General features: G+C 63.7%; 17 protein-coding genes. 14 read left to right on the top strand and 3 right to left on the bottom strand.

Annotated elements, in window-relative coordinates:
* Positions 1 to 53: 53 nt before the first annotated feature.
* A complete protein-coding gene (locus tag AC07UR_RS15240) occupies positions 54 to 1226 on the bottom strand; it encodes a dihydrodipicolinate synthase family protein (protein WP_209790366.1) in 1173 nt (390 codons plus the stop codon).
* 317 nt (positions 1227 to 1543) lie between these two features.
* Here AC07UR_RS15240 and AC07UR_RS15235 point away from each other — a divergent pair, with 317 nt between their 5' ends.
* The 5 genes from AC07UR_RS15235 to AC07UR_RS15215 are packed head-to-tail and all read left to right on the top strand — an operon-like array spanning position 1544 to position 7489.
* Positions 1544 to 2587, top strand: a complete 1044-nt coding sequence (locus AC07UR_RS15235) for a LacI family DNA-binding transcriptional regulator (protein ID WP_209790367.1) — start codon at positions 1544 to 1546, stop codon at positions 2585 to 2587.
* Positions 2584 to 3585 carry a Gfo/Idh/MocA family protein gene (locus tag AC07UR_RS15230; protein ID WP_209790368.1) on the top strand — a complete coding sequence of 334 codons (1002 nt, stop codon included), beginning with the start codon at positions 2584 to 2586 and terminating at the stop codon, positions 3583 to 3585. Before AC07UR_RS15235 ends, AC07UR_RS15230 begins: the two co-directional genes overlap by 4 nt.
* 4 nt (positions 3586 to 3589) lie before the next feature.
* Entirely contained in the window at positions 3590 to 5209 is a 1620-nt protein-coding gene (locus AC07UR_RS15225; RefSeq protein WP_209790369.1) for an acyl CoA:acetate/3-ketoacid CoA transferase, read from the top strand.
* A 40-nt stretch (positions 5210 to 5249) separates the two neighbouring features.
* The gene (locus AC07UR_RS15220) at positions 5250 to 5981 is read left to right on the top strand and encodes an enoyl-CoA hydratase/isomerase family protein (RefSeq protein WP_234941839.1); all 732 of its coding nucleotides are present in this window, start codon (positions 5250 to 5252) and stop codon (positions 5979 to 5981) included.
* The gene (locus AC07UR_RS15215; protein WP_209790371.1) at positions 5981 to 7489 is read left to right on the top strand and encodes an aldehyde dehydrogenase family protein; all 1509 of its coding nucleotides are present in this window, start codon (positions 5981 to 5983) and stop codon (positions 7487 to 7489) included. The genes AC07UR_RS15220 and AC07UR_RS15215 overlap by 1 nt, the downstream gene beginning before the upstream one ends.
* Positions 7490 to 7600: 111 nt before the next feature.
* On the opposite strand, the gene AC07UR_RS15210 is transcribed toward AC07UR_RS15215, so the two are convergent.
* Positions 7601 to 8653 (bottom strand): LacI family transcriptional regulator, encoded by a 1053-nt coding sequence (locus AC07UR_RS15210; RefSeq protein WP_209790372.1) that lies wholly within the window; start codon positions 8651 to 8653, stop codon positions 7601 to 7603.
* 316 nt (positions 8654 to 8969) lie between these two features.
* Here AC07UR_RS15210 and AC07UR_RS15205 point away from each other — a divergent pair, with 316 nt between their 5' ends.
* The 9 genes from AC07UR_RS15205 to AC07UR_RS15165 all read left to right on the top strand — a co-directional run bounded on the left by AC07UR_RS15205 (position 8970) and on the right by AC07UR_RS15165 (position 18907).
* Positions 8970 to 10202 carry an ABC transporter substrate-binding protein gene (locus AC07UR_RS15205; RefSeq protein ID WP_412728368.1) on the top strand — a complete coding sequence of 411 codons (1233 nt, stop codon included), beginning with the start codon at positions 8970 to 8972 and terminating at the stop codon, positions 10200 to 10202.
* 181 nt (positions 10203 to 10383) lie between these two features.
* Positions 10384 to 11265, top strand: coding sequence for a carbohydrate ABC transporter permease (locus AC07UR_RS15200; RefSeq protein ID WP_173418415.1), 882 nt, complete (start codon positions 10384 to 10386; stop codon positions 11263 to 11265).
* Positions 11262 to 12143: a carbohydrate ABC transporter permease gene (locus tag AC07UR_RS15195; RefSeq protein ID WP_173418414.1), complete on the top strand. Its 882-nt coding sequence runs from the start codon at positions 11262 to 11264 to the stop codon at positions 12141 to 12143. The genes AC07UR_RS15200 and AC07UR_RS15195 overlap by 4 nt, the downstream gene beginning before the upstream one ends.
* Positions 12144 to 12147: 4 nt before the next feature.
* The gene (locus AC07UR_RS15190; protein ID WP_115418910.1) at positions 12148 to 13263 is read left to right on the top strand and encodes an ABC transporter ATP-binding protein; all 1116 of its coding nucleotides are present in this window, start codon (positions 12148 to 12150) and stop codon (positions 13261 to 13263) included.
* Positions 13264 to 13269: 6 nt separating this feature from the next.
* Positions 13270 to 14766, top strand: a complete 1497-nt coding sequence (locus tag AC07UR_RS15185; protein WP_209790374.1) for a GMC oxidoreductase — start codon at positions 13270 to 13272, stop codon at positions 14764 to 14766.
* Complete coding sequence (locus AC07UR_RS15180) at positions 14763 to 15542, top strand: 3-ketoacyl-ACP reductase (RefSeq protein WP_209790375.1); 780 nt, start codon at positions 14763 to 14765, stop codon at positions 15540 to 15542. Before AC07UR_RS15185 ends, AC07UR_RS15180 begins: the two co-directional genes overlap by 4 nt.
* Positions 15543 to 15648: 106 nt before the next feature.
* Entirely contained in the window at positions 15649 to 17304 is a 1656-nt protein-coding gene (locus AC07UR_RS15175) for a GMC family oxidoreductase (protein ID WP_209790376.1), read from the top strand.
* Between the two features lie 8 nt (positions 17305 to 17312).
* Positions 17313 to 17630 carry a Dabb family protein gene (locus AC07UR_RS15170; protein ID WP_176354287.1) on the top strand — a complete coding sequence of 106 codons (318 nt, stop codon included), beginning with the start codon at positions 17313 to 17315 and terminating at the stop codon, positions 17628 to 17630.
* Positions 17631 to 17635: 5 nt separating this feature from the next.
* Positions 17636 to 18907 (top strand): glycerate kinase type-2 family protein, encoded by a 1272-nt coding sequence (locus AC07UR_RS15165; protein ID WP_209790377.1) that lies wholly within the window; start codon positions 17636 to 17638, stop codon positions 18905 to 18907.
* Positions 18908 to 19004: 97 nt separating this feature from the next.
* Here the strand turns inward: AC07UR_RS15165 and aptA are convergent, their stop codons facing one another.
* Positions 19005 to 20342 (bottom strand): omega-aminotransferase AptA, encoded by a 1338-nt coding sequence (gene aptA, locus AC07UR_RS15160; RefSeq protein WP_209790378.1) that lies wholly within the window; start codon positions 20340 to 20342, stop codon positions 19005 to 19007.
* Between the last annotated feature and the right edge of the window lie 65 nt (positions 20343 to 20407).

The following is a 20407-nucleotide window of genomic DNA, read 5'->3' as shown; positions in this document are numbered from 1 at the left end:
CGAGGTCCCTGCCCCGGTTATGGACGGCGCCCTCGCGGGCGCCGTTTTCGCTTTCAGCCGGCCTGCTCTACGCCAAGGGTCGCGAGAAAGTTCTGCATCCGCTTTACGGCAAGGTCCGGCCGGTCGAGCACATTGGCCCTGTCGGCCAGCCGGAAGATGTCGGCATAGTGCACAAGGCCACGGGCGGACTGCATGCCCGCCGGCATGGTGAAATGGCTCTGGTGGCCGTTCAGCCAGGCGAGGAAGACGACGCCGGCCTTGTAGTATTGCGTCGGAGCCTCGAAGATCTTGCGCGACAGTGGCACCGTCGGCTCGATCACGCCGCGGAAGGTGGCCACATCGCCCTTGGCCAGGGCCGCGAGCGCCTTGGAGGCCGAAGGTGCCACCGCATCGAAGATGCCGAGAAGCGCGTGGCTGTATTTTTCCCCGTCGCCCTCGATCAGTTCCGCATAGTTGAAATCGTCACCGGTGAAGCAAAGCACGCCTTCCGGCAGCCGGTTGCGGAGCACGACTTCCTTCGCGTTGTCGAGCAGCGAGATCTTGATGCCTTCGACCTTGTCTCGGTTGGCATCGATGATCGACAGCACGGCATCGAGCGCCGCATCGAAATCGTCGGCTCCCCAATACCCCCTAAGCTGCGGATCGAACATGTCGCCGAGCCAGTGCAGCACCACCTTGCCCTTCGTCTGGCGCAGGATGTGGCCATAAACGTGGCGATAGTCGTCGGGCGAGCGGGCGACGCGGGCAAGCGCGCGGCTTGCCATCATGATGGCGCGGCCGCCCTCACCCTCGACGAAGCCTATCTGGTCCTCATAGGCGGCAATCACATCGTCGAGCGAACGGGCGTCGGCCGGTGAAAGGTGATCGGTGCCGGCGCCGCAGGCAAGATCGGCCCCCGGCACGGTTCGGGCTTCTGCGAGCGAACGGCGGATCAATTGCTGCGCGCCCGGCCAGGCCAGGCCCATGCCGCGCTGGGCCGTGTCCATCGCTTCGGCGATCTTGAAGCCCAGGCCCCAGAGATGATGGCGGAAGGCCATCGTCTGCTCCCAGTCGATGGCGGCATTGCCCCAGGGATCGGCATCGCGGAGCGGATCGGAGACCACGTGGGCGGCGGCATAGGCGATGCGGTTGAAGGTCGGTGCCGACTTCGGCCGCTCGATCGGCGTTCCGGCAAGTCGGTATTGCTCGAGTGAACCATCTTGGCGTGGCAACGTCAGGCTTGTCATCGGCTTTCGTCTCCTCCTCGGACCGTTGCATTCGAATAATTTAGATCGTTCCAAATTTCAAGCAGCATTTCTCGCCATCGTCTCACGAAGCGTGGTCATCGATCAGTGAGAGTGGCGCTAACGTCACGATAAGTCGTTGTAAATAGGCAATGTTATCTTAAATAACAGCATTCGAAGATCACGGATAATGTCGCGGATGTCCCTGCTTTCTTGGTCAGTCTTGGCCGATAACATCGCGCCAAAAGCAAATTCCTCTTGACGAATTTGGAACGTTCCAATTATGAATGTGAAAAATAGAGCACGTTTGGGAGGATGCTGTGGTCAAGGAACGGGTAACGGTGGTCGATATTGCCCGCGCAGCCGGCGTGTCGAAGTCGACCGTGTCGCTCGTCCTGCAGGGCAGCTCGCTGGTCAATGAAGTCACGCGCGCCAAGGTCAATGCGACCATTCGTGAGCTTGGCTATGTCTACAATCGCAGCGCCGCCAATTTGCGCCAATCCAAGTCGAAGATCATCGGCATCGTCGTCAACGACCTGACCAACAGCTTCTTTGCCGAGCTGGCGGTGGGCGTCGATACCGTCGTGCAGTCGGCCGGTTTCGTCCAGTTTCTCGCCAATACCAGCGAAAAGATCGAGCGCCAGCGCGAGGTGGTGGCCTCGATGCGCGAGCATGGGGTTTCCGGGCTGATCATTTCGCCGGCGCGTGGCACCGAGGCGGCCGATCTGGCGCCGCTGGTCGAGAGCGGCATTCCCGTCGTGCTCGTCGTTCGCGATATCGCCGATGCCGGCGTTTCGTCACTCACGTCCGACAATCATGCCGGCGCCATGGCGGCCGTGCGCCACCTGATCGAGCGCGGTCATCGCCGCATCGCCTTCCTTGGAGGCTTTCCCGATACCGCAGTGTTCGAGGCGCGCATGCGCGGATACCGCGAAGCCTTGCTTGAGGCCGGGCTCGATGCGGCCGACGGACTGGTCATCGGTTCGGCGCCATCGCGCGCCGGCGGCGTGACGGCGATCGAACAGGCGATGATGCTTTCCGACAGGCCGACGGCCGCGCTTTGTTTCAACGACGCGGTCGCCTTCGGCGTCTGTGACGGACTGCGGGCGCGGCGGCTGGAGCCGGGCGCCGACTTTGCCGTGATCGGTTTCGACGACGTGATCGAGGCGAAGACCGCGGTGCCGGCGCTGACGACCGTGTCGGTCGATCCGCAGGGCATGGGGCAGCGGGCGGCGGAATTGCTGCTGAAGCAGATCAATGCGGGAAGGGCAGAGGCAGAATCGATCATCGGTTCGGTGCGTCTCGTCGTTCGCCAGAGTTGCGGTGCTGCGATCGAGCGCAAAACGAGGGAGGCATTGTCATGACAGGGTGGGGTCTGATCGGCGCAAGCACGATCGCGCGCGAATGGGTGATCGGCGCAATCCGCGCGACGGGTGGCGAGGTTATCTCCGTGATGAGCACCAGCGCCGAGCGCGGTGCTCTCTATGCCACGGAAAACAGCATCGGTAAGTCGGTGACGTCGGTCGAGGACCTGGTTGGTGATCCCGATGTGAAGGCCGTCTATGTCTCGACCACCAACGAGCTGCACCGCGAGCAGACGCTAGCGGCCATCCGCGCAGGCAAGCATGTGCTGTGCGAAAAGCCCCTGGCGATGACGCTTGAGGATGCGCGCGACATGGTGGTCGCTGCGCGCGAAGCCAGCGTGGTGCTGGCCACCAATCATCACCTGCGCAACGCCGCCGCCCACCGGGCGATGCGGGATGCTATCGCCGAAGGCCGGATTGGCCGGCCGATTGCCGCAAGGGTCTTTCATGCCGTCTATCTGCCGCCGCATCTGCAAGGCTGGCGGCTGGAGCGGCCCGAGGCCGGCGGCGGCGTCATCCTCGACATCACCGTGCACGATGCCGATACCCTGCGCTTCGTGCTCAACGACGATCCGGCCGAAGCCGTCGCCATCAGCCATTGTGCCGGCATGGGCAAGGCGGGGCTGGAAGACGGCGTCATGGGCGTCCTGCGCTTCCGTTCCGGCGTGATCGCCCAGTTCCACGACGCCTTCACCACCAAATTTGCCGAAACCGGGTTCGAGGTGCATGGCACGGAGGGCTCGCTGATCGGCCGCAATGTCATGACGCAGAAGCCGGTCGGCACCGTCACCTTGCGCAACGCCGAGGGCGAAAGCCTGCTGCCGCTCGATCCGGCCAATCTCTATGAGACGGCGCTCGCCGCCTTCCATGCCGCCATCGAAGGCAACGGCCAGCCGTCGGCAACCGGCGAGGACGGTGTCTGGTCGCTGGCAACCGGGCTTGCCGTCGTCAAGGCGGCGGCGACCGGCCACGCCGTGGCGATCGAAACGGGACTTTGAGTTGATGTCGATGAACAAGCATATTTCACCCGCTGAAGCCGCCGCTCTGATCCCCGATGGGGCGGTCGTTTCGGTCTCGTCCTCGAGCGGCCTTGGCTGCCCGGACCTGATGTTGAAGGCAATCGGCGAGCGGTTCGAGGCGACCGGCCATCCGCGCGACCTGACGACGCTGCACCCGATCGCCGCCGGCGACATGAGCGGCATCAAGGGTGTCGACTACATCGCCAGGAAGGGCCTCCTGAAGAAGATCATCGGCGGATCCTATCCGTCGGGTCCGTCGACCGCCGAGCCGCCCTTGATCTGGCAGATGATCGGCGCCGACGAGGTGGCCGCCTACAACGTCCCCTCCGGCATCCTGTTCGACATGCACCGCGAGGCGGCGGCCAAGCGCCCCGGCGTCATGACCAAGGTCGGGCTCGACACCTTCGTCGACCCGTCGCGTGAAGGCTGCGCCATGAATGCTTCCGCCGCAGCCGAACCGGTGGTCAAGAAGGTTTCCTTCGAAGGCGAGGACTGGCTCTACTTCAAGGCGATCGCGCCTCAGGTGGCGATCATCCGCGCGACCACGGCGGACGAGCGAGGCAACCTCACCTATGAACATGAGGGCGCTTATCTCGGCGGTCTCGACCAGGCGCTGGCCGCCCGCAACAATGGCGGTATCGTCATTGCCCAGGTCAAGCGCGTCACCAAGGAAGGCTCGCTCAAACCCCACGACGTGCGTGTGCCGGGCGTGCTCGTCGACTATGTCGTCGTCGACCCCGACCAGAAGCAGACGACGCAGACGCTTTATGATCCGGCGATCTCCGGCGAGATCTTCCGTCCGCTCGATAGCTTCCGGGTGCCGGAATTCAACATCCAGAAGGTGATTGCCCGCCGGGTGGCGCAGGAACTGCAGACGGGAAGCGCCGTCAATCTCGGCTTCGGCATTTCGGCCAACGTGCCGCGCATCCTGCTCGAGGAAGGCCTGCATGGGGCCGTCACCTGGGTGATCGAGCAGGGGGCTGTCGGTGGCGTGCCGCTGCTCGACTTCGCTTTCGGCTGCGCGTCGAATGCCGACGCCTTCATGCCGTCGCCCTATCAGTTCACCTACTTCCAGGGGGCGGGTTTCGATGCCTCGCTGCTGTCCTTCCTTGAGATCGATCGCAACGGTTCGGTCAATGTCTCGAAACTCTCCTTCCGTCCGCATGTGACAGCCGGTGCCGGCGGTTTCGTCGACATCACGGCGCGGGCGAAGAAGATCGTCTTTTCCGGGATGTTCAATGCCGGCGCGAAGCTTGCCGTCGAAGGTGGCAGACTGGTGATCGACAAGGAAGGCAAGCTGAAGAAGCTGGTCAACGAGGTCGAGCACGTCACCTTCTCCGGCCGTCGCGGTATCGAGCAGGGCCAGGACATCACCTATGTCACCGAGCGCTGCGTGATGAAGCTGACGCCTGAGGGGGTGATGCTGACCGAGATCGCGCCGGGCGTCGATCTGCAGACGCATATCCTCGACCAGTCCGAGTTTCCGCTTCTCGTGTCCGATCGGCTGAAGACCATGGATGCGGCGCTGTTCCACGAAGCGCCGATCGGCCTGACATTGCCGGCAAAGCCTGCCCGCACCCTTGTAGGAGGCGCCCGTGTCTGAGGATCGCATCCGGATTGCCATCGACGGCGCAATCGCCACGATGACCGTTGCCCGTCCCGAAAAGCTCAATGCCTTCGACATCGACATGCTGAAGGCTCTGGCTGGCGCCTGCGACACGGTCGAGGCGAACCGCGAGGTCCGCGTGCTGATCCTGACGGGCGAGGGCAAGGCATTTTCGGCCGGCGGCGACATCAAGGCCTGGGGAGGCATGGATGCGGTCGCCTTCGGCCATGACTGGGTGCGCTTCGGTCATCGCGTCTTCGAACGGCTGGCAACGCTCAGAATGCCCGTCATTGCGGCCCTCAACGGCCATGCGCTCGGCGGCGGGCTGGAATTGGCTGCCGCAGCCGACATTCGCATTGCCGAAAGCCAGATCAGGATCGGCCTGCCGGAAACGAGCCTCGGCATGGTTCCCGGCTGGTCGGGTACCCAGCGTCTCGTCACCCGCTTCGGCGCCCAGATCGTTCGCAGGATGGTGCTCGGCGGCGAGATGTTTACGGCCGAGATCGCGAAGGCCGAAGGCCTGGTCGATGCGGTCGTCGAGACCGACACGGTGATGCAGGCCGCGCGGGACTACGCCGCGCGCGTTGCCAAGCGCGGTCCGGCCGCACTCGAAATTTCAAAGCTGATGATCGCTTGCGCTGACGGCGAGGACAAAGGTGCTGCGGTCGAAGCGCTCGGCTCCATCCTCGTCGCCAAGACCGGCGATCTCAGGGAAGGCGTCGCCGCTTTTACCGAAAAGCGCGAAGCCCAGTTCAAGGGAGAATGGTAATGACGGTTCTGGTGAGGCCCAAGGCACTCAACGATCACAAGGTGCGCACGTTCCAGATGCTGATCGACGGCAAATGGGTCGACAGCGCTGACGGACGTACCATCGAGCGCGTCGCACCGGGCCACGGTGTCGTCGTCAGCCGATATCAGGCGGCCTCCGGCGTCGATGCCGAACGCGCGATCGCCGCCGCCCGCCGCGCCTTCGACGATGGTCCCTGGCCACGTATGACGGCGTCCGAGCGATCGCTTGTCCTGCTCAGGGCCGCAGATATGATCGCGGCACGCGCCGACGAGCTTGCCTTCCTCGATGCGATCGAATCCGGAAAGCCGATCAGCCAGGCAAAGGGTGAGCTTGGCGGCGCTGCCGATATCTGGCGCTATGCCGCAGCCCTTGCCCGCGATCTTCACGGCGAAAGCTACAATACGCTGGGAGACGGCACGCTCGGCGTCGTCCTGCGTGAAGCGATCGGCGTCATCTCGATCATCACACCGTGGAATTTCCCGTTCCTGATCGTCAGCCAGAAGCTGCCTTTTGCGCTCGCCGCCGGCTGCACGACGGTGGTCAAGCCTTCCGAAATGACCTCCGCCTCGACGCTGGTGCTCGGCGAGATTCTTCAAGCTGCCGGCGTGCCGGCCGGTGTCGTCAACATCGTCACCGGCACGGGTCCGGAGGTCGGCGCGCCGATGACGACGCATGGCGATGTCGACATGATCTCGTTTACCGGCTCGACCGGCGTCGGCCGTCTGACGATGGCCAATGCCGCCCAGACCTTGAAGAAGGTGTCGCTCGAACTCGGCGGCAAGAACCCGCAGATCGTCTTTCCCGATGCCAACCTCGACGAGTTCATCGACGCGGCGGTGTTCGGTGCCTATTTCAACGCCGGTGAATGCTGCAATGCCGGCTCGCGGCTGATCCTTCATCGCGATATCGCCGACGAGGTGACGGCGCGCATCGCGGCGCTCTCGGCCAAGGTGAAGGTCGGCGATCCGCTCGACCCGGAAACCCAGGTTGGGGCGATCATCACGCCGCAGCACCTGGAAAAGATTGCCGGCTATGTTTCTGCCGCATCGAAGGACGGTGCAGCGGTCGCTCATGGCGGCGAAACGCTCGATCTCGGCATGGGTCAGTTCATGGCGCCGACCATTCTTTCTCAGGTTCGGCCCGACATGGCCGTTGCCCGTGAAGAAGTTTTCGGGCCGGTGCTGTCGGTGCTGACCTTCGAGACCACCGACGAGGCCATCCGTATTGCCAATTCGATCGACTACGGTCTTTCGGCCGGCGTCTGGAGCCGCGACTTCGACACCTGCATGACCATCGGTCGTCGCGTGCGCGCGGGCACGGTCTGGATGAACACCTTCATGGACGGGGCATCCGAGCTGCCGTTCGGCGGCTATCGCCAGTCCGGCCTTGGCCGCGAACTCGGCCGCCATGCGGTCGAAGACTATACCGAGACCAAGACGCTCAACATGCATATCGGCGCGCGCACCGGTTGGTGGATGCCGCGCTAATCGCGGGATGTGAGGAGACGGATGATGAGGGCAGGGATCGCAACAACGAAACGGGACGAGGCGCCATCGCGCGCCGCGGGCCTGCCGTTGTCGTGCGCCTCGGCCCGGTATCTACCAGTTGGCGGGGATCTGCGGAGAAAGCAGCAGCTGCAGCTTGCTGACGTCGGTTTCGCCGCCGATACGCTGCAGCAGCACGCGGCCCATGTCTTCACCGGTGGCCGTCAGGTCCTCGTAGATCGTCTCCACCTGGGGCTGGATCGCGCCCAGCAAGTGCGACGTCTGCTTGGCGACGATGTCATACTCGTTGCCGAGCGTCAGGCCGCAATCGCTCATGCCGGTGATGGTGGCGAGCGCGCAGACCTCGCCGCCGCACATGAAGCTGTCGGGCGGATCGGGCTCGCTGTAGCGCTGGCGCACCCGGTCGCGAATGTCGCCGGCCGGGCTGTCGAGATCGATGCCGGAGAGGATTTCATAGGCGCAGCCCGCCTCGCGCACGGCGGTCATGAAGCCGTGCTGCAGATGGCCGGCGAAGGTGAAGCCGGCCGGGCCGCTGATCAGCGCCGGCTTGCGCCGTCCCTTGGCGATCAGCCGGCGCGTCGCCTGATAGGAGAAGGTGAAGTTGTCGTAGTCGACATAGGCGTGCGGGGTCGAAAGCTCGGTGCGACCGTGGGTGACGAATGGAAAGCCGATCTCGGAAAGCAGCATGACACGCGGATCGAGCGGCTCTGTGCGCGAGAAGATCACGCCGTCCGCCATGCTGTTGCGCGTGATGTAGTTCACCGCCTCGACATTGGTGGTGTTGAGGAAGTTCGGCATGACGATCACGTGGTAGGACGTGCCCTGCAGCGCCTTGGAGATACCGTTCATGATCGAGGTGCCGTAGCCGAGGATTTCCTCATGCGGGTCGAGCAGGACGGCAATGACGTTGGTCCGGCCCGTCTTCAGACGCTGGGCGGCGCGGTCGGGCGAGTAGCCGATTTCGATCGCCACCTCGCGCACCCGTCTGCGCGTCTCGGCGGAAATCTGCGGCGCTTCGGCAAGCGCGCGCGAAACGGTGGTGACCGCAAGGCCGGTGATATCGGCGATCGTGCGAAGGGTCGGCTTGCCGCGTCGGGCGGCCAGGCCATTGTCTTCGGAACGGGCGGGCTTGGAGGGATCGGCCAATGCTAGTCATCCTCAAGGCGGTCAAGAGCGGCTTTTGTAACGTGGCGCGAACGCTTAGGCAATCGAATCATGAAAACGTTTTAAATCTTGCGTCGCGGCAAGGATTGCTGCACTGCGAAACGTCTGAAGCTGTATATAAGTCAGTAAATTCAATTGCTTCTTGAGGTGGAGAAGCGCACGCGTGCGGAATGCTTGACTTGCTGAATTTATAACGTTTTAAATTGGCCAGCCGCCGCCTTAGGCGGTGCGATATCCGAGGCGGGAGGAGGTTCCGCTTCGATAACTTGCAAACGGGAGGATAACGATGCGCAAGTTGATGACGACGACGGCTGTTGTGGCGCTGATGATGGCGGCCACGGCCGCGCGCGCAGCAGAGAACGTGGAAGTGCTGCACTGGTGGACATCCGGTGGCGAAGCTGCCGCGCTCGACGTCCTGAAGAAGGACCTCGAAGGCAAGGGCATTTCCTGGACCGACATGCCGGTCGCCGGCGGCGGCGGTACGGAAGCGATGACCGTGCTTCGCGCTCGCGTCACCTCGGGCAACGCCCCGACCGCCGTGCAGATGCTCGGCTTCGACATTCTCGACTGGGCCAAGGAAGGCGCGCTCGGCAACCTGGACGAGACCGCATCCAAGGAAGGCTGGGACAAGGTCATCCCGACGGCCCTGCAGCAGTTCTCGAAGTATGACGGCCACTGGATCGCCGCTCCGGTCAACGTCCACTCGACCAACTGGGTGTGGATCAACAAGGCAGCTCTCGACAAGGCCGGCGGCAAGGAGCCGACCAACTGGGAAGAGCTCGTCGCGCTCCTCGACAACTTCAAGGCTCAGGGCATCACGCCGATCGCCCATGGCGGCCAACCGTGGCAGGACGCGACGATTTTCGACGCTGTCGTGCTCTCGCTCGGCACCGATTTCTACAAGCAGGCCTTCATCGACCTCGACCCGGCAGCACTCGGTGGCGACAAGATGAAGGAGGCGTTCGATCGCATGACGAAGCTGCGCTCCTATGTCGACGACAACTTCTCCGGTCGCGACTGGAACCTTGCTTCGGCAATGGTCATCGAGAACAAGGCCGGCATGCAGTTCATGGGCGACTGGGCCAAGGGTGAGTTCCTGAAGGCGAAGAAGGTGCCTGGCACCGATTTCGTCTGCATGCGCTACCCGGGCACGCAGGGCTCCGTCACCTTCAACTCCGACCAGTTCGCGATGTTCAAGGTTGCCGACGACAAGATCCCGGCTCAGCTGCAAATGGCATCGGCGATCGAAAGCCCGACCTTCCAGTCGGCGTTCAACGTCGTCAAGGGTTCGGTTCCGGCCCGCACCGACGTTCCGGACACGGACTTCGACGCTTGCGGCAAGAAGGGCATCAAGGATCTCGCCGAAGCCAACACCAACGGCACGCTGTTCGGTTCGATGGCCCATGGCCATGCCAATCCGGCTGCCGTCAAGAACGCGATCTACGACGTCGTGACGCGCGAGTTCAACGGTGAACTGACCTCCGACGAGGCAGTCAAGGAACTCGTCGCCGCCGTTGCGGCTGCGAAGTAACGGGCAAGACCCGGTCCGGGACGCGAAACAGGCGTCCCGGACACCCATTCTGACATGCAAGCGTCTTTCAAGCGCCGCGTTTCACCGCGGACGCGAGGAGGCGTTTTGATACCAAGAACCTGCGTGGATGCCGTACCGGGGAGGGTCCCTGATGGCTGAGCGCCAGAAGTGGTGAACGTTCATGGATAACCGCAGTCGCCTGCAGGACCTGATACCGAAACTGGTCCTTGCCCCGAGCTTCGTTATCGTCCTGATCTTTGTTTATGGCTTCATCGCCTATACCGGCTTCCTGTCGATGACGGACAGCAAGATGCTGCCGTCTTACAACTTCGTCGGTTTCAGCAATTATCAGAAGCTCTGGGCCCTGCCGCACTGGTGGCGGGCGGTGAGCAATCTGGCGATCTTCGCCTCGCTCTACATCGTCATCTGCTCGGTGCTGGGGCTTGGACTGGCAATCCTGCTCGACCAGAAGATCCGGGCGGAAGGCTTTTTGCGGCCGATCTATCTCTATCCGATGGCGCTGTCGTTCATTGTCACAGGTACGGCCTGGAAGTGGTTCCTCGATCCCGGCATCGGCCTTGAAAACACGATGCACCTCTGGGGCTGGGAGAGCTTTTCGTTCAACTGGATCAAGGACCGCAACTACGCCATCTACTGCGTGGTGATCGCGGCCGTCTGGCAATCGACCGGCTTCATCATGGCGATGTTCCTTGCCGGCCTTCGCGGCGTCGACAACGAGATCATCAAGGCGGCGCAGATCGATGGCGCACCGACGTCGACGATCTACCGGCGGATCATCATTCCGTTGATGCGGCCGGTCTTTCTTTCCGCCTTCGTCGTTCTCGCGCATCTGGCGATCAAGGCCTACGACCTGATCATCGCGCTGACGGGCGGCGGGCCGGGCCAGGCCACCGAACTGCCGGCGACCTTCATGTATTCCTACACCTTCACCCGCAACCAGATGGGCATCGGCGCTTCGTCGGCCATCATCATGCTGGTGATGATCTTCTCGATCATCGTTCCCTATCTCTACTCCGAAATCCGCGGAGGAAAACGCTCATGAGCGCCCCCAGCCCAGACAATGTCATCTCGCACAACCGCCTGATGCGGGCGCTGATCTACACGATCCTGATCGTCTTTGCGCTTTATTCGCTGCTGCCGCTCTACGTGATGCTGGCCAATTCGCTGAAGCCGCTCGACGAGATCCGCCAGGGCGGCATGCTCAACCTGCCGCAGACCCTGACCTTCGAGCCCTGGCTTCAGGCCTGGTCGAAGGCGCAGATCGGTGTGCAGCCGACGGGCCTGAAGCCGTTCTTCATCAACTCCATCCTGATGGTGGTGCCGGCGGTCGCGATCTCGACGATCATCGGCGCGCTCAATGGCTACGTGCTGACCAAATGGCGTTTCCCCGGCGCGAACATCTTCTTCGGCATGCTGCTTCTGTCGTGCTTCATCCCGTTCCAGATCGTGCTGATCCCGATGGCGCGCGTGCTGGGGATCATCGGCCTTGCCGGCTCGATCTGGGGCCTGATCTTCGTTCACGTGATCTACGGCCTCGGCTTCACCACGCTCTATTTCCGCAACTACTACGAAGCCTTCCCGACGGAGCTCGTGCGCGCCGCACAGATCGACGGCGCCAGCTTCTTCCAGATCTTCTGGCGGATCATGCTGCCGTCATCCGGCCCGATCATCGTCGTCTCGGTTATCTGGCAGTTCACCAATATCTGGAACGACTTCCTGTTCGGGGCGTCCTTCTCCGGCGCGTCCTCGACGCCGATGACGGTGGCGCTCAACAACCTGGTTTCGTCGTCGACCGGGGTCAAGGAATACAACGTTCACTTCGCGGGCGCGATCCTCGCCGCCCTGCCAACGCTCATCGTCTACATCGTGTCCGGCCGCTACTTCGTGCGCGGGCTGATGTCCGGCGCCGTGAAAGGATAAGCCCATGTCGTTCCTCAAAATCAGCAACCTGCGCAAATCCTACGGCTCGCTTGAGATCCTGAAGGACATCAATCTGGAGATCGACGAAGGTGGTTTCCTCGTGCTGGTCGGCCCGTCTGGCTGTGGCAAGTCCACGCTGCTCAACACCATTGCCGGCCTGGAGCCGATCACCTCGGGCGAGATCGCCATCAATGGACGGTCGGTTGCCGATCTGCATCCGTCGAAGCGCGACATCGCCATGGTGTTCCAGTCCTACGCGCTCTATCCGAACATGACGGTCGCCGGCAACATCGCCTTCGGCATGGAAATCCGCGGCGTGCCGAAGGACGAACGCGAGAAGGCAATCAAGCAGGTCGCCGACATGCTGCAGATCGGCCATCTGCTGGATCGAAAACCCAGCCAGCTGTCCGGCGGCCAGCGCCAGCGCGTCGCCATGGGCCGTGCGCTCGTTCGCAACCCGCAGGTCTTCCTGTTTGACGAGCCGCTGTCGAACCTCGACGCCAAGCTGCGTGTTGACATGCGCACGGAGATCAAGCGCCTGCACCACCGGATGAAGACGACGATCGTCTACGTCACCCATGACCAGATCGAGGCGATGACGCTCGCAACCAAGATCGCGGTGCTGAAGGACGGCGTGCTGCAACAGTTCGGAACGCCGGCAGAGATCTACAACAACCCGTCCAACATGTTCGTCGCCGACTTCATGGGCTCGCCGGCCATGAACCTTCTGACCGCGCGGATCGAAAAGAACGGCGCCGATGTCGCGGTCACGCTCGCGCGCCCGAATGCCGAGCCGATGAAGCTGACCGTGCCCCATGCCAGCGGCGCGCTCTCCGGCTATGCCGGCAAGGACGTCGTCTTCGGCATTCGCCCGGAAGCGCTCACCGACCCTGACGGCGCCGACCGCAATGCCAAGGCGATCGTCGAGGGCGAGTGCCTGATCGAGGTGGTCGAGCCTGCCGGTTCGGACACGTTTGCGGTCACGCGGCTGGGCGGCAAGGAAGTCGTCGCCCGCCTGCGTGCCGACGCCCGCATCGCGCCCGGCCAGACCTCGCAGCTCGCCTTCAACCTCGACAAGGCGGTGTTCTTCGATCCGCAGACGCAGCAGCGGATCGCGTAACCAACGATGCAGCAGCCGGATATCGTCATCATCGGGTCGGGCATTGGCGGTTCCACCGTGGCGGCGGGACTTGCCGGCTCCGGCGCGCGCATCGTCATCCTCGAGCGCGGCGAACGACTGCCCGACACGCCGGAAGCGCGCAGCTACAGCTCGATCTTCGTCAAGGGCCATTTCCGGCCGAAGGAGATGTGGCGCGAAGCTGATGGGACTGAGTTCAATCCGGGGAATTTCTATTTCGTCGGAGGCAACTCCAAGCTCTTCGGCGCGGTGCTGCTGCGCTACCGCGCCGAGGATTTCACCGAGATGCAGCATCTCGGCGGCATCTCGCCGGCCTGGCCCTTTGCCTATGACGAGCTGGAGCCTTGGTACGGCAAGGCCGAGCGATTGTTCGAAGTTCGCGGCGAATTGGGCGACGACCCGACGGAGCCGTTCCATGCCTCGCCCTATCCTCACGGCCCGGTGCCGGACGAGCCGGCCATTGCCCGCGCCCGCGCCGAGTTGAAGGCGCAGGGGCTCCATCCGGCGACGTTGCCGCTCGGGGTCGACATCGACACCTGGCTTGCCGGCGGGCGCACGCCCTGGGACGGGTTTCCCAACACCGGCAAGGGCAAGAAGGACGCCGAGACCGCGTCGCTGGCCGCCGCGCTGAACGACCCCAATATCGAGCTGATCACATCGGCGCATGTCGACACGCTGGAGGCAGGTCCGAGCGGCCGGATAGAGGCGATCCACTACACTGAGAGGGGCGAAAAGAAGCGTTTGTCGCCCAGACTGGTGATCCTGTCGGCGGGCGCGATCAACTCGGCCGCGCTCCTGCTGCGTTCCGGCGACGGCAAGGGGCTCGCCAATACCTCCGACCAGGTCGGCCGAAACTTCATGAACCACAATTGCAGCGCCATGCTGACGATCAATCCGTTCCGGCGCAACGACAGCATCTACCAGAAGACGCTAATGCTGAACGATTATTACTTGACCGGCGGCCGGGACGGCTTGCCGCTCGGCAATGTCCAGCTGCTCGGCAAGATCAACGGCGACATCCTGAAGGCCAATGCGCCGAAGTGGGCGCCGCGTTTCGCCTTGGACTTCATGGCCGGCCACGCGGTCGACTGGTACATGATGACGGAGGACCTGCCGAACCCGGAAAGCCGGATCATGGTCGACGGCCGCGGCATCATCATGCAGTGGCGGCGCTCGAACATGGAGGCGCTGTCCGGGCTCGAAGCCAAGATGCGCGCGCACTTCAAGGCTGCCGGCTATCCGATTGTGCTGTCCCAGGCCTTCGACAAGCGCACGCCGTCGCACCAGTGCGGCACGATCCGCATGGGCACCGATCCGGCAAAGGCGCCGCTCGACGTCTATTGCCGCGCCTTCGACCATCAAAACCTTTTCGTCGTCGACGCCGGCTTTCTGCCGACCTCGGCCGCCGTCAACCCGGCGCTGACGGTGGCGGCACAGGCGTTGCGCGTCGCCGACCATATCGTTGCCAAGGAGCTCACAGCATGACGACATCGGCGCGTCCCGTTGCGATCGTGACCGGCGGCCGGCGCGGCATCGGCCTCGGCGTTGCCCGCGCGCTGGCGCGCGACGGTTTCGATATCGCTCTGACCGGCCTTGGCGCCGCCGACCAGACGACGGAAGCGACACTTTCGGAACTGTCGGCTGGGGGAGGCCGCGCCATCTATCTCGAAGCCAATCTCGCCGATGTCGGCGCGCATGCCGGGACCGTCGAGCGTATCCGCAAGGACTTGGGCCCGATCCGCTGCCTCGTCAACAACGCCGGCATCGCCTCCGTCGTGCGCGGTGACTTCCTCGATCTGCAGCCGGAGAATTTCGACACGATCGTTGCCACCAATCTGCGCGGCACGGTGTTCTTCACGCAAGCGGTGCTGCGCTCGATGCTGGCCGACGAACCCGGCGCGGCGGCACGCTCGATCATCAATATCACCTCGGTTTCGGCGACCATGAGTTCGCCCGAACGGCTCGACTATTGCATGAGCAAGGCCGGTCTTGCCGCCTTCAGCCAGGGACTTGCCCTGCGACTGGCCGACACCGGCATCGCCGTCTTCGAGATCCGGCCGGGTATCATCCGGTCCGACATGACCGCCGGCGTTTCGGCGAAGTACGACGCCCTGATCGACGGTGGCCTGGTGCCGATGAAGCGCTGGGGCGAGCCCGAAGACATCGGCAATATCGCCGCCAGCCTTGCCGGCGGAAAATTCGGTTTTGCCACCGGCTCGGTCATCCAGGCGGATGGCGGCCTGTCGATCGGAAGACTCTAGGAAAAGTGCAGTCATTCATCAGCTCGCACGGGCGAGCAAAGTTCGGGTTTGTCACGTCGGAAATTTGGATCGTTCCAAATGGTCGGGCCGTGGAGGAAGACAGCAAATGACATACGACTATATCATCACCGGTGCCGGCCCCGCGGGCTGCGTTCTCGCCAATCGTCTTTCCGAGGACCCGTCCGTGCGCGTGCTGTTGCTGGAGGCGGGCGGCGGTGACTGGAACCCGCTGTTTCATATGCCGGCCGGTTTTGCCAAGATGACCAAGGGCGTTGCCAGCTGGGGCTGGGAGACCGTGCCGCAGAAGCACATGAAGGGCAGGGTGCTGCGCTATACCCAGGCCAAAGTCATCGGCGGCGGCTCGTCGATCAATGCCCAGCTCTACACCCGCGGCAATGCCACCGATTACGACCTCTGGGCATCGGAGGACGGGTGCACCGGCTGGGACTATCGCAGCGTTCTCCCCTATTTCAAGCGCGCCGAAGACAACCAGCGTTTTGCCGACGATTATCATTCCTATGGCGGGCCGCTCGGCGTCTCGATGCCCGTGGCGACACTGCCGATCTGCGATGCCTATATCCGCGCCGGCCAGGAGCTTGGCATTCCCTACAATCACGATTTTAACGGTCGCCAGCAGGCGGGCGTCGGCTTCTACCAGCTGACGCAGCGCAATCGCCGCCGGTCGAGCGCGTCGCTTGCCTATCTCTCGCCGATCAAGGATCGTCGCAATCTGACGGTGCGCACCGGCACGCGCGTCGCCCGGATCGTGCTGGAGGGCACCCGTGCCGTCGGCGTCGAGGTTGTAACGGCCAAGGGTAGCGAAACCATTCGGACGGAGCGCGAGGTCCTGGTCACCTCCGGCGCGATCGGCTCGCCGAAGCTGCTCTTGCAGTCGGGCATCGGGCCGGCGGATCACCTGAAGTCGGTGGGTGTCGGCGTCAAGCACGACCTGCCCGGCGTCGGCGGCAATCTGCAGGATCACCTCGATCTGTTCGTGATTTCCGAGTGCACCGGCGATCACACCTATGATGGCGTCGCGAAATTGCATCGTACGCTATGGGCCGGACTGCAATATGTGCTGTTCCGCTCGGGCCCGGTCGCGTCCTCTCTCTTTGAGACCGGCGGCTTCTGGTACGCCGATCCGGACGCCCGCTCACCGGATATCCAGTTCCACCTCGGCCTCGGCTCCGGCATCGAGGCCGGCGTCGAAAAGCTGAAGAACGCTGGCGTGACCTTGAACTCTGCCTATCTGCATCCGCGCTCGCGCGGCACCGTCAGGCTCTCCGCAGCCGACCCGGCCGCAGCACCGCTGATCGATCCCAACTACTGGGAGGATCCGCACGATCGCAAGATGTCGATCGAAGGGCTTAAGCTCGCCCGTGAGATCATGCAGCAGGCGGCACTCAAGCCGTTCGTGCTGGCCGAACGCTTGCCGGGCAATAGCGTCGTCTCCGATGAGCAGTTCTTCGATTACGGCTGCGCCAATGCCAAGACCGACCACCATCCCGTCGGCACCTGCAAGATGGGCACCGACGCCATGGCCGTCGTCGGGCTCGATCTGAAGGTGCGTGGGCTCGACGGTCTTCGCGTCTGCGACAGTTCGGTCATGCCGCGCGTTCCCTCTTGCAACACCAATGGGCCGACGATCATGATGGGCGAAAAGGGCGCCGACATCATTCGCGAGCGCCAGCCCCTGCCGCCGGCGATCTTCGCCCATGAACGAAACGATATCAGGCCGCGTGCCCGCGCCGAAATCCGCTGAGGAAAATCATGATCCGCCACTGTGTCTTCATTCGCTTCCGTCCGGAAATTTCGGCGGAGGAGAAAACGTCGATCTTCGCCGAGATCGCCGGGCTGAAAAGCCGGCTTCCCGGCCTTCTTGCGACCCATGAGGGTGCCAATGTCAGCCCGGAGATCGGTATGGACAAGGGCTATGCCGAAGGCTTCATCGTCGACTTCGCCGATGCCGGCGCGCGCGATGCCTATCTCGCCGATCCGGAGCACCAGAAGACCGGCGCGAAGATCGTTGCAGCCGCAGAGGGCGGCATCGACGGCATCTTCGTCTACGACCTCGAAATCCCGGATTGACGGCTATGGCAGATTTCGATGCGCGTTCCTTTCTCACCACTCTTTTCGAGGCGGCCGTGCGTGCTGCCGACCCTTATGAGGCGATCCGTGCGCATCTGCCGGAAAAACCGAAGGGGAGAACGGTCGTCGTCGGGGCTGGCAAGGCTGCAAGCAAGATGGCGGCGGCCTTCGAGAAACTGTGGGATCACCCGCTGACAGGCACTGTCGTTGCCCGCCACGGGCCGATCGAGCCCTGCGAGCGCATTCGCGTGCTGCAGTCGGCCCATCCGGTGCCGGATGAGGCGGGCCTGCGGGCGTCTGAAGAACTGCTGAAGCTGGTGGAAGGCTTGACCGCAGACGATCTGGTCGTTGCGCTGATCTCAGGCGGTGGGTCGTCGCTGCTCCCGGCGCCGCCGGAGGGCCTGACGCTTGCCGAAGAGATCGCCGTCAACCGGGCGCTGCTTGCCTCCGGCGCGCCGATCTCTGCGATGAACGTCGTGCGCAAGCATGTGTCGCGCATCAAGGGTGGGCGTCTGGCTGCAGCCGCCGGTCCGGCCCGTCTCGTCACCCTCGTCGTCTCCGACGTGCCCGGCGACAATCCCGCTTTCGTCGCCTCCGGCCCGACGGTGGCGGACGGCTCGACCGTGAAGGAAGCGCTTGAGATTGTCGATCGCTATGGCATGGTCCTTCCCGAAGGCGTGATGGCGCATCTGCGATCCGAACGAGCGCATGCGCCCGATCCATCGGATGCGATTTTCCGCAGGCACGAATGCCATGTGATCGCTTCGGCGAGCGTCTCGCTGCAGGCGGCCGCGGGCAGGGCTAGAGAGTTGGGCGTCGAGGCCCGCATTCTGTCGGATGCCATCGAAGGCGAGGCGCGGGATATCGGCCGCATGCATGCCGCTCTGGCGCGTGAAGTGGCGCTGCGCAATCGGCCGTTCGAAAAGCCGGTCGTGCTCCTGTCCGGCGGCGAGACCACGGTGACGATAACAGGCAAGGACTACGGCAAGGGCGGCCGCAACAGCGAATTGCTGCTGTCGCTGGCGCTCGACATCGAGGGGCTCGACGGGGTCGACGCCCTTGCAGCGGACACCGATGGCATCGACGGCTCCGAGGACAATGCCGGTGCCTTTGCCGATGGCAAAAGCGTTGCCCGCATGCGGGCTGCGGGCGCCGATCCGCGCGCGCATCTGGCCCGCCACGACGCCTGGTCGGCATTTTCGGCGGGCGACGATCTGTTCGTGCCCGGCCCGACCGGAACCAATGTCAATGACTTCAGGGCGATGCTGATCCGTTAGCGCGCAGCGCCCCCACCAAGACGGTTAGCCGGATTCTGCGTTGAATCTGAGACAGCGACACCGCCGCCGAGATTTTCGGCGGCGGTGTCGTTTCACGTTACTTGGCGCGTTTCAGCGCATCGCCGAGAATCGAGACGATCTCTCCGAAGTGATTTTCGTCGGCGATCAGTGGCGGCGAGAAGGCGATGATGTCGCCTGTCACGCGGATCAGCAGGCCCTTTTCGAAGCAATCGACGAAGACGTCATAGGCGCGGGCGCCGATGGCGCCGTCGCGCGACTGCAGCTCGATGCCGGCGATCAGGCCGATGGTGCGGATGTCTATGACATAGGGCAGGCCCTTCAGCGAGTGCATGGCGTCGTGCCAGGCGTCCTGCAGATCGGCGGCGCGGGTCATCAGGCCTTCGTCGCGGTAGATATCGAGCGTGGCGATGCCGGCGGCGCAGGCGGCGGGGTGACCGGAATAGGTGTAGCCGTGGAACAGCTCGATTGCGTTTTCCGGACCGTGCATCAGCGCGTCGTGCACCTTGCGGCTGGCAAAGACGGCGCCCATCGGGATCGCGCCGTTGGTCAGCCCCTTGGCAGCCGTCACCATATCAGGCGTCACGCCGAAGAAGTCGGTGGCAAACGCCGCTCCGAGGCGACCGAAGCCGGTGATGACCTCGTCGAAAATCAGGAGGATGCCGTGCTTGTCGCAGATGGCGCGCAGCCGCTCGAGATAGCCCTTCGGCGGGATCAGCACGCCGGTCGAACCAGCGACCGGCTCGACGATGCAGGCGGCGATGGTCTCGGCGCCATGCAGTGCCACCAGCCGTTCGAGATCGTCGGCAAGCTCGGCGCCGTGCTCGGGCTGGCCCTTGACGAAGGCATTCTTGGCGGGATCGTGGGTGTGGCGCAGATGGTCGGAGCCGGGAAGCTGCGGGAAGACGCGGCGGTTGTTGAGGATGCCGCCGACCGAAATGCCGCCGAAGCCGACGCCGTGATAGCCACGCTCGCGGCCGATCAGGCGCGTGCGGGTGCCCTGGCCGATCGCGCGCTGATAGGCGATCGCCATCTTCAGCGCAGTGTCGACCGATTCAGAGCCCGAGCCGGTGAAGAACACGCGATCGAGCTTCTGGCCTTCGGGACCCGGTGCGATCTCGGCGAGGCGTTCGGCAAAGTCGAAGGCGATCGGGTGGCCCATCTGGAAGGAGGGCGCGAAATCCATTGTCGTCAGCTGGCGTTCGACCGCAGAGGCGATCTGGCGGCGACCGTGACCGGCGTTGACACACCAGAGGCCGGCAGTGCCGTCGAGGATCGTGCGGCCGTCGGTGCTGGTGTAGTGCATGCCTTCGGCGGAGGCGAGCAGGCGCGGTGCCGCCTTGAACTGCCGGTTGGCGGTAAAGGGCATCCAGTAGCTGTCGAGTACCGGGGCGTTGGGCTTCGTGTGCTGGTTCATGGCATCCTCCTGAGGTCGGCGATTGACGCCATGATTTGAATTGTCAAACAAGTCCTTTTCTGATG

The organism is Ensifer sp. GW821-FHT05G01 (assembly GCF_059419585.1).
This window is presented reverse-complemented; position numbering and strand designations above follow the sequence as displayed.

What these genes read in the sequence shown, in the direction of transcription:
- AC07UR_RS15165 (WP_209790377.1), top strand. Translation starts at nt 17,636, where the DNA reads ATGGCAGATTTCGATGCGCGTTCCTTTCTCACCACTCTTTTCGAGGCG.
- AC07UR_RS15240 (WP_209790366.1), bottom strand. Translation starts at nt 1,226, where the DNA reads ATGACAAGCCTGACGTTGCCACGCCAAGATGGTTCACTCGAGCAATAC.
- AC07UR_RS15215 (WP_209790371.1), top strand. Translation starts at nt 5,981, where the DNA reads ATGACGGTTCTGGTGAGGCCCAAGGCACTCAACGATCACAAGGTGCGC.
- AC07UR_RS15175 (WP_209790376.1), top strand. Translation starts at nt 15,649, where the DNA reads ATGACATACGACTATATCATCACCGGTGCCGGCCCCGCGGGCTGCGTT.
- AC07UR_RS15180 (WP_209790375.1), top strand. Translation starts at nt 14,763, where the DNA reads ATGACGACATCGGCGCGTCCCGTTGCGATCGTGACCGGCGGCCGGCGC.
- AC07UR_RS15230 (WP_209790368.1), top strand. Translation starts at nt 2,584, where the DNA reads ATGACAGGGTGGGGTCTGATCGGCGCAAGCACGATCGCGCGCGAATGG.
- AC07UR_RS15205 (WP_412728368.1), top strand. Translation starts at nt 8,970, where the DNA reads ATGACGACGACGGCTGTTGTGGCGCTGATGATGGCGGCCACGGCCGCG.
- AC07UR_RS15200 (WP_173418415.1), top strand. Translation starts at nt 10,384, where the DNA reads ATGGATAACCGCAGTCGCCTGCAGGACCTGATACCGAAACTGGTCCTT.
- AC07UR_RS15225 (WP_209790369.1), top strand. Translation starts at nt 3,590, where the DNA reads ATGTCGATGAACAAGCATATTTCACCCGCTGAAGCCGCCGCTCTGATC.
- aptA (WP_209790378.1), bottom strand. Translation starts at nt 20,342, where the DNA reads ATGAACCAGCACACGAAGCCCAACGCCCCGGTACTCGACAGCTACTGG.
- AC07UR_RS15195 (WP_173418414.1), top strand. Translation starts at nt 11,262, where the DNA reads ATGAGCGCCCCCAGCCCAGACAATGTCATCTCGCACAACCGCCTGATG.
- AC07UR_RS15170 (WP_176354287.1), top strand. Translation starts at nt 17,313, where the DNA reads ATGATCCGCCACTGTGTCTTCATTCGCTTCCGTCCGGAAATTTCGGCG.
- AC07UR_RS15190 (WP_115418910.1), top strand. Translation starts at nt 12,148, where the DNA reads ATGTCGTTCCTCAAAATCAGCAACCTGCGCAAATCCTACGGCTCGCTT.
- AC07UR_RS15185 (WP_209790374.1), top strand. Translation starts at nt 13,270, where the DNA reads ATGCAGCAGCCGGATATCGTCATCATCGGGTCGGGCATTGGCGGTTCC.
- AC07UR_RS15220 (WP_234941839.1), top strand. Translation starts at nt 5,250, where the DNA reads ATGACCGTTGCCCGTCCCGAAAAGCTCAATGCCTTCGACATCGACATG.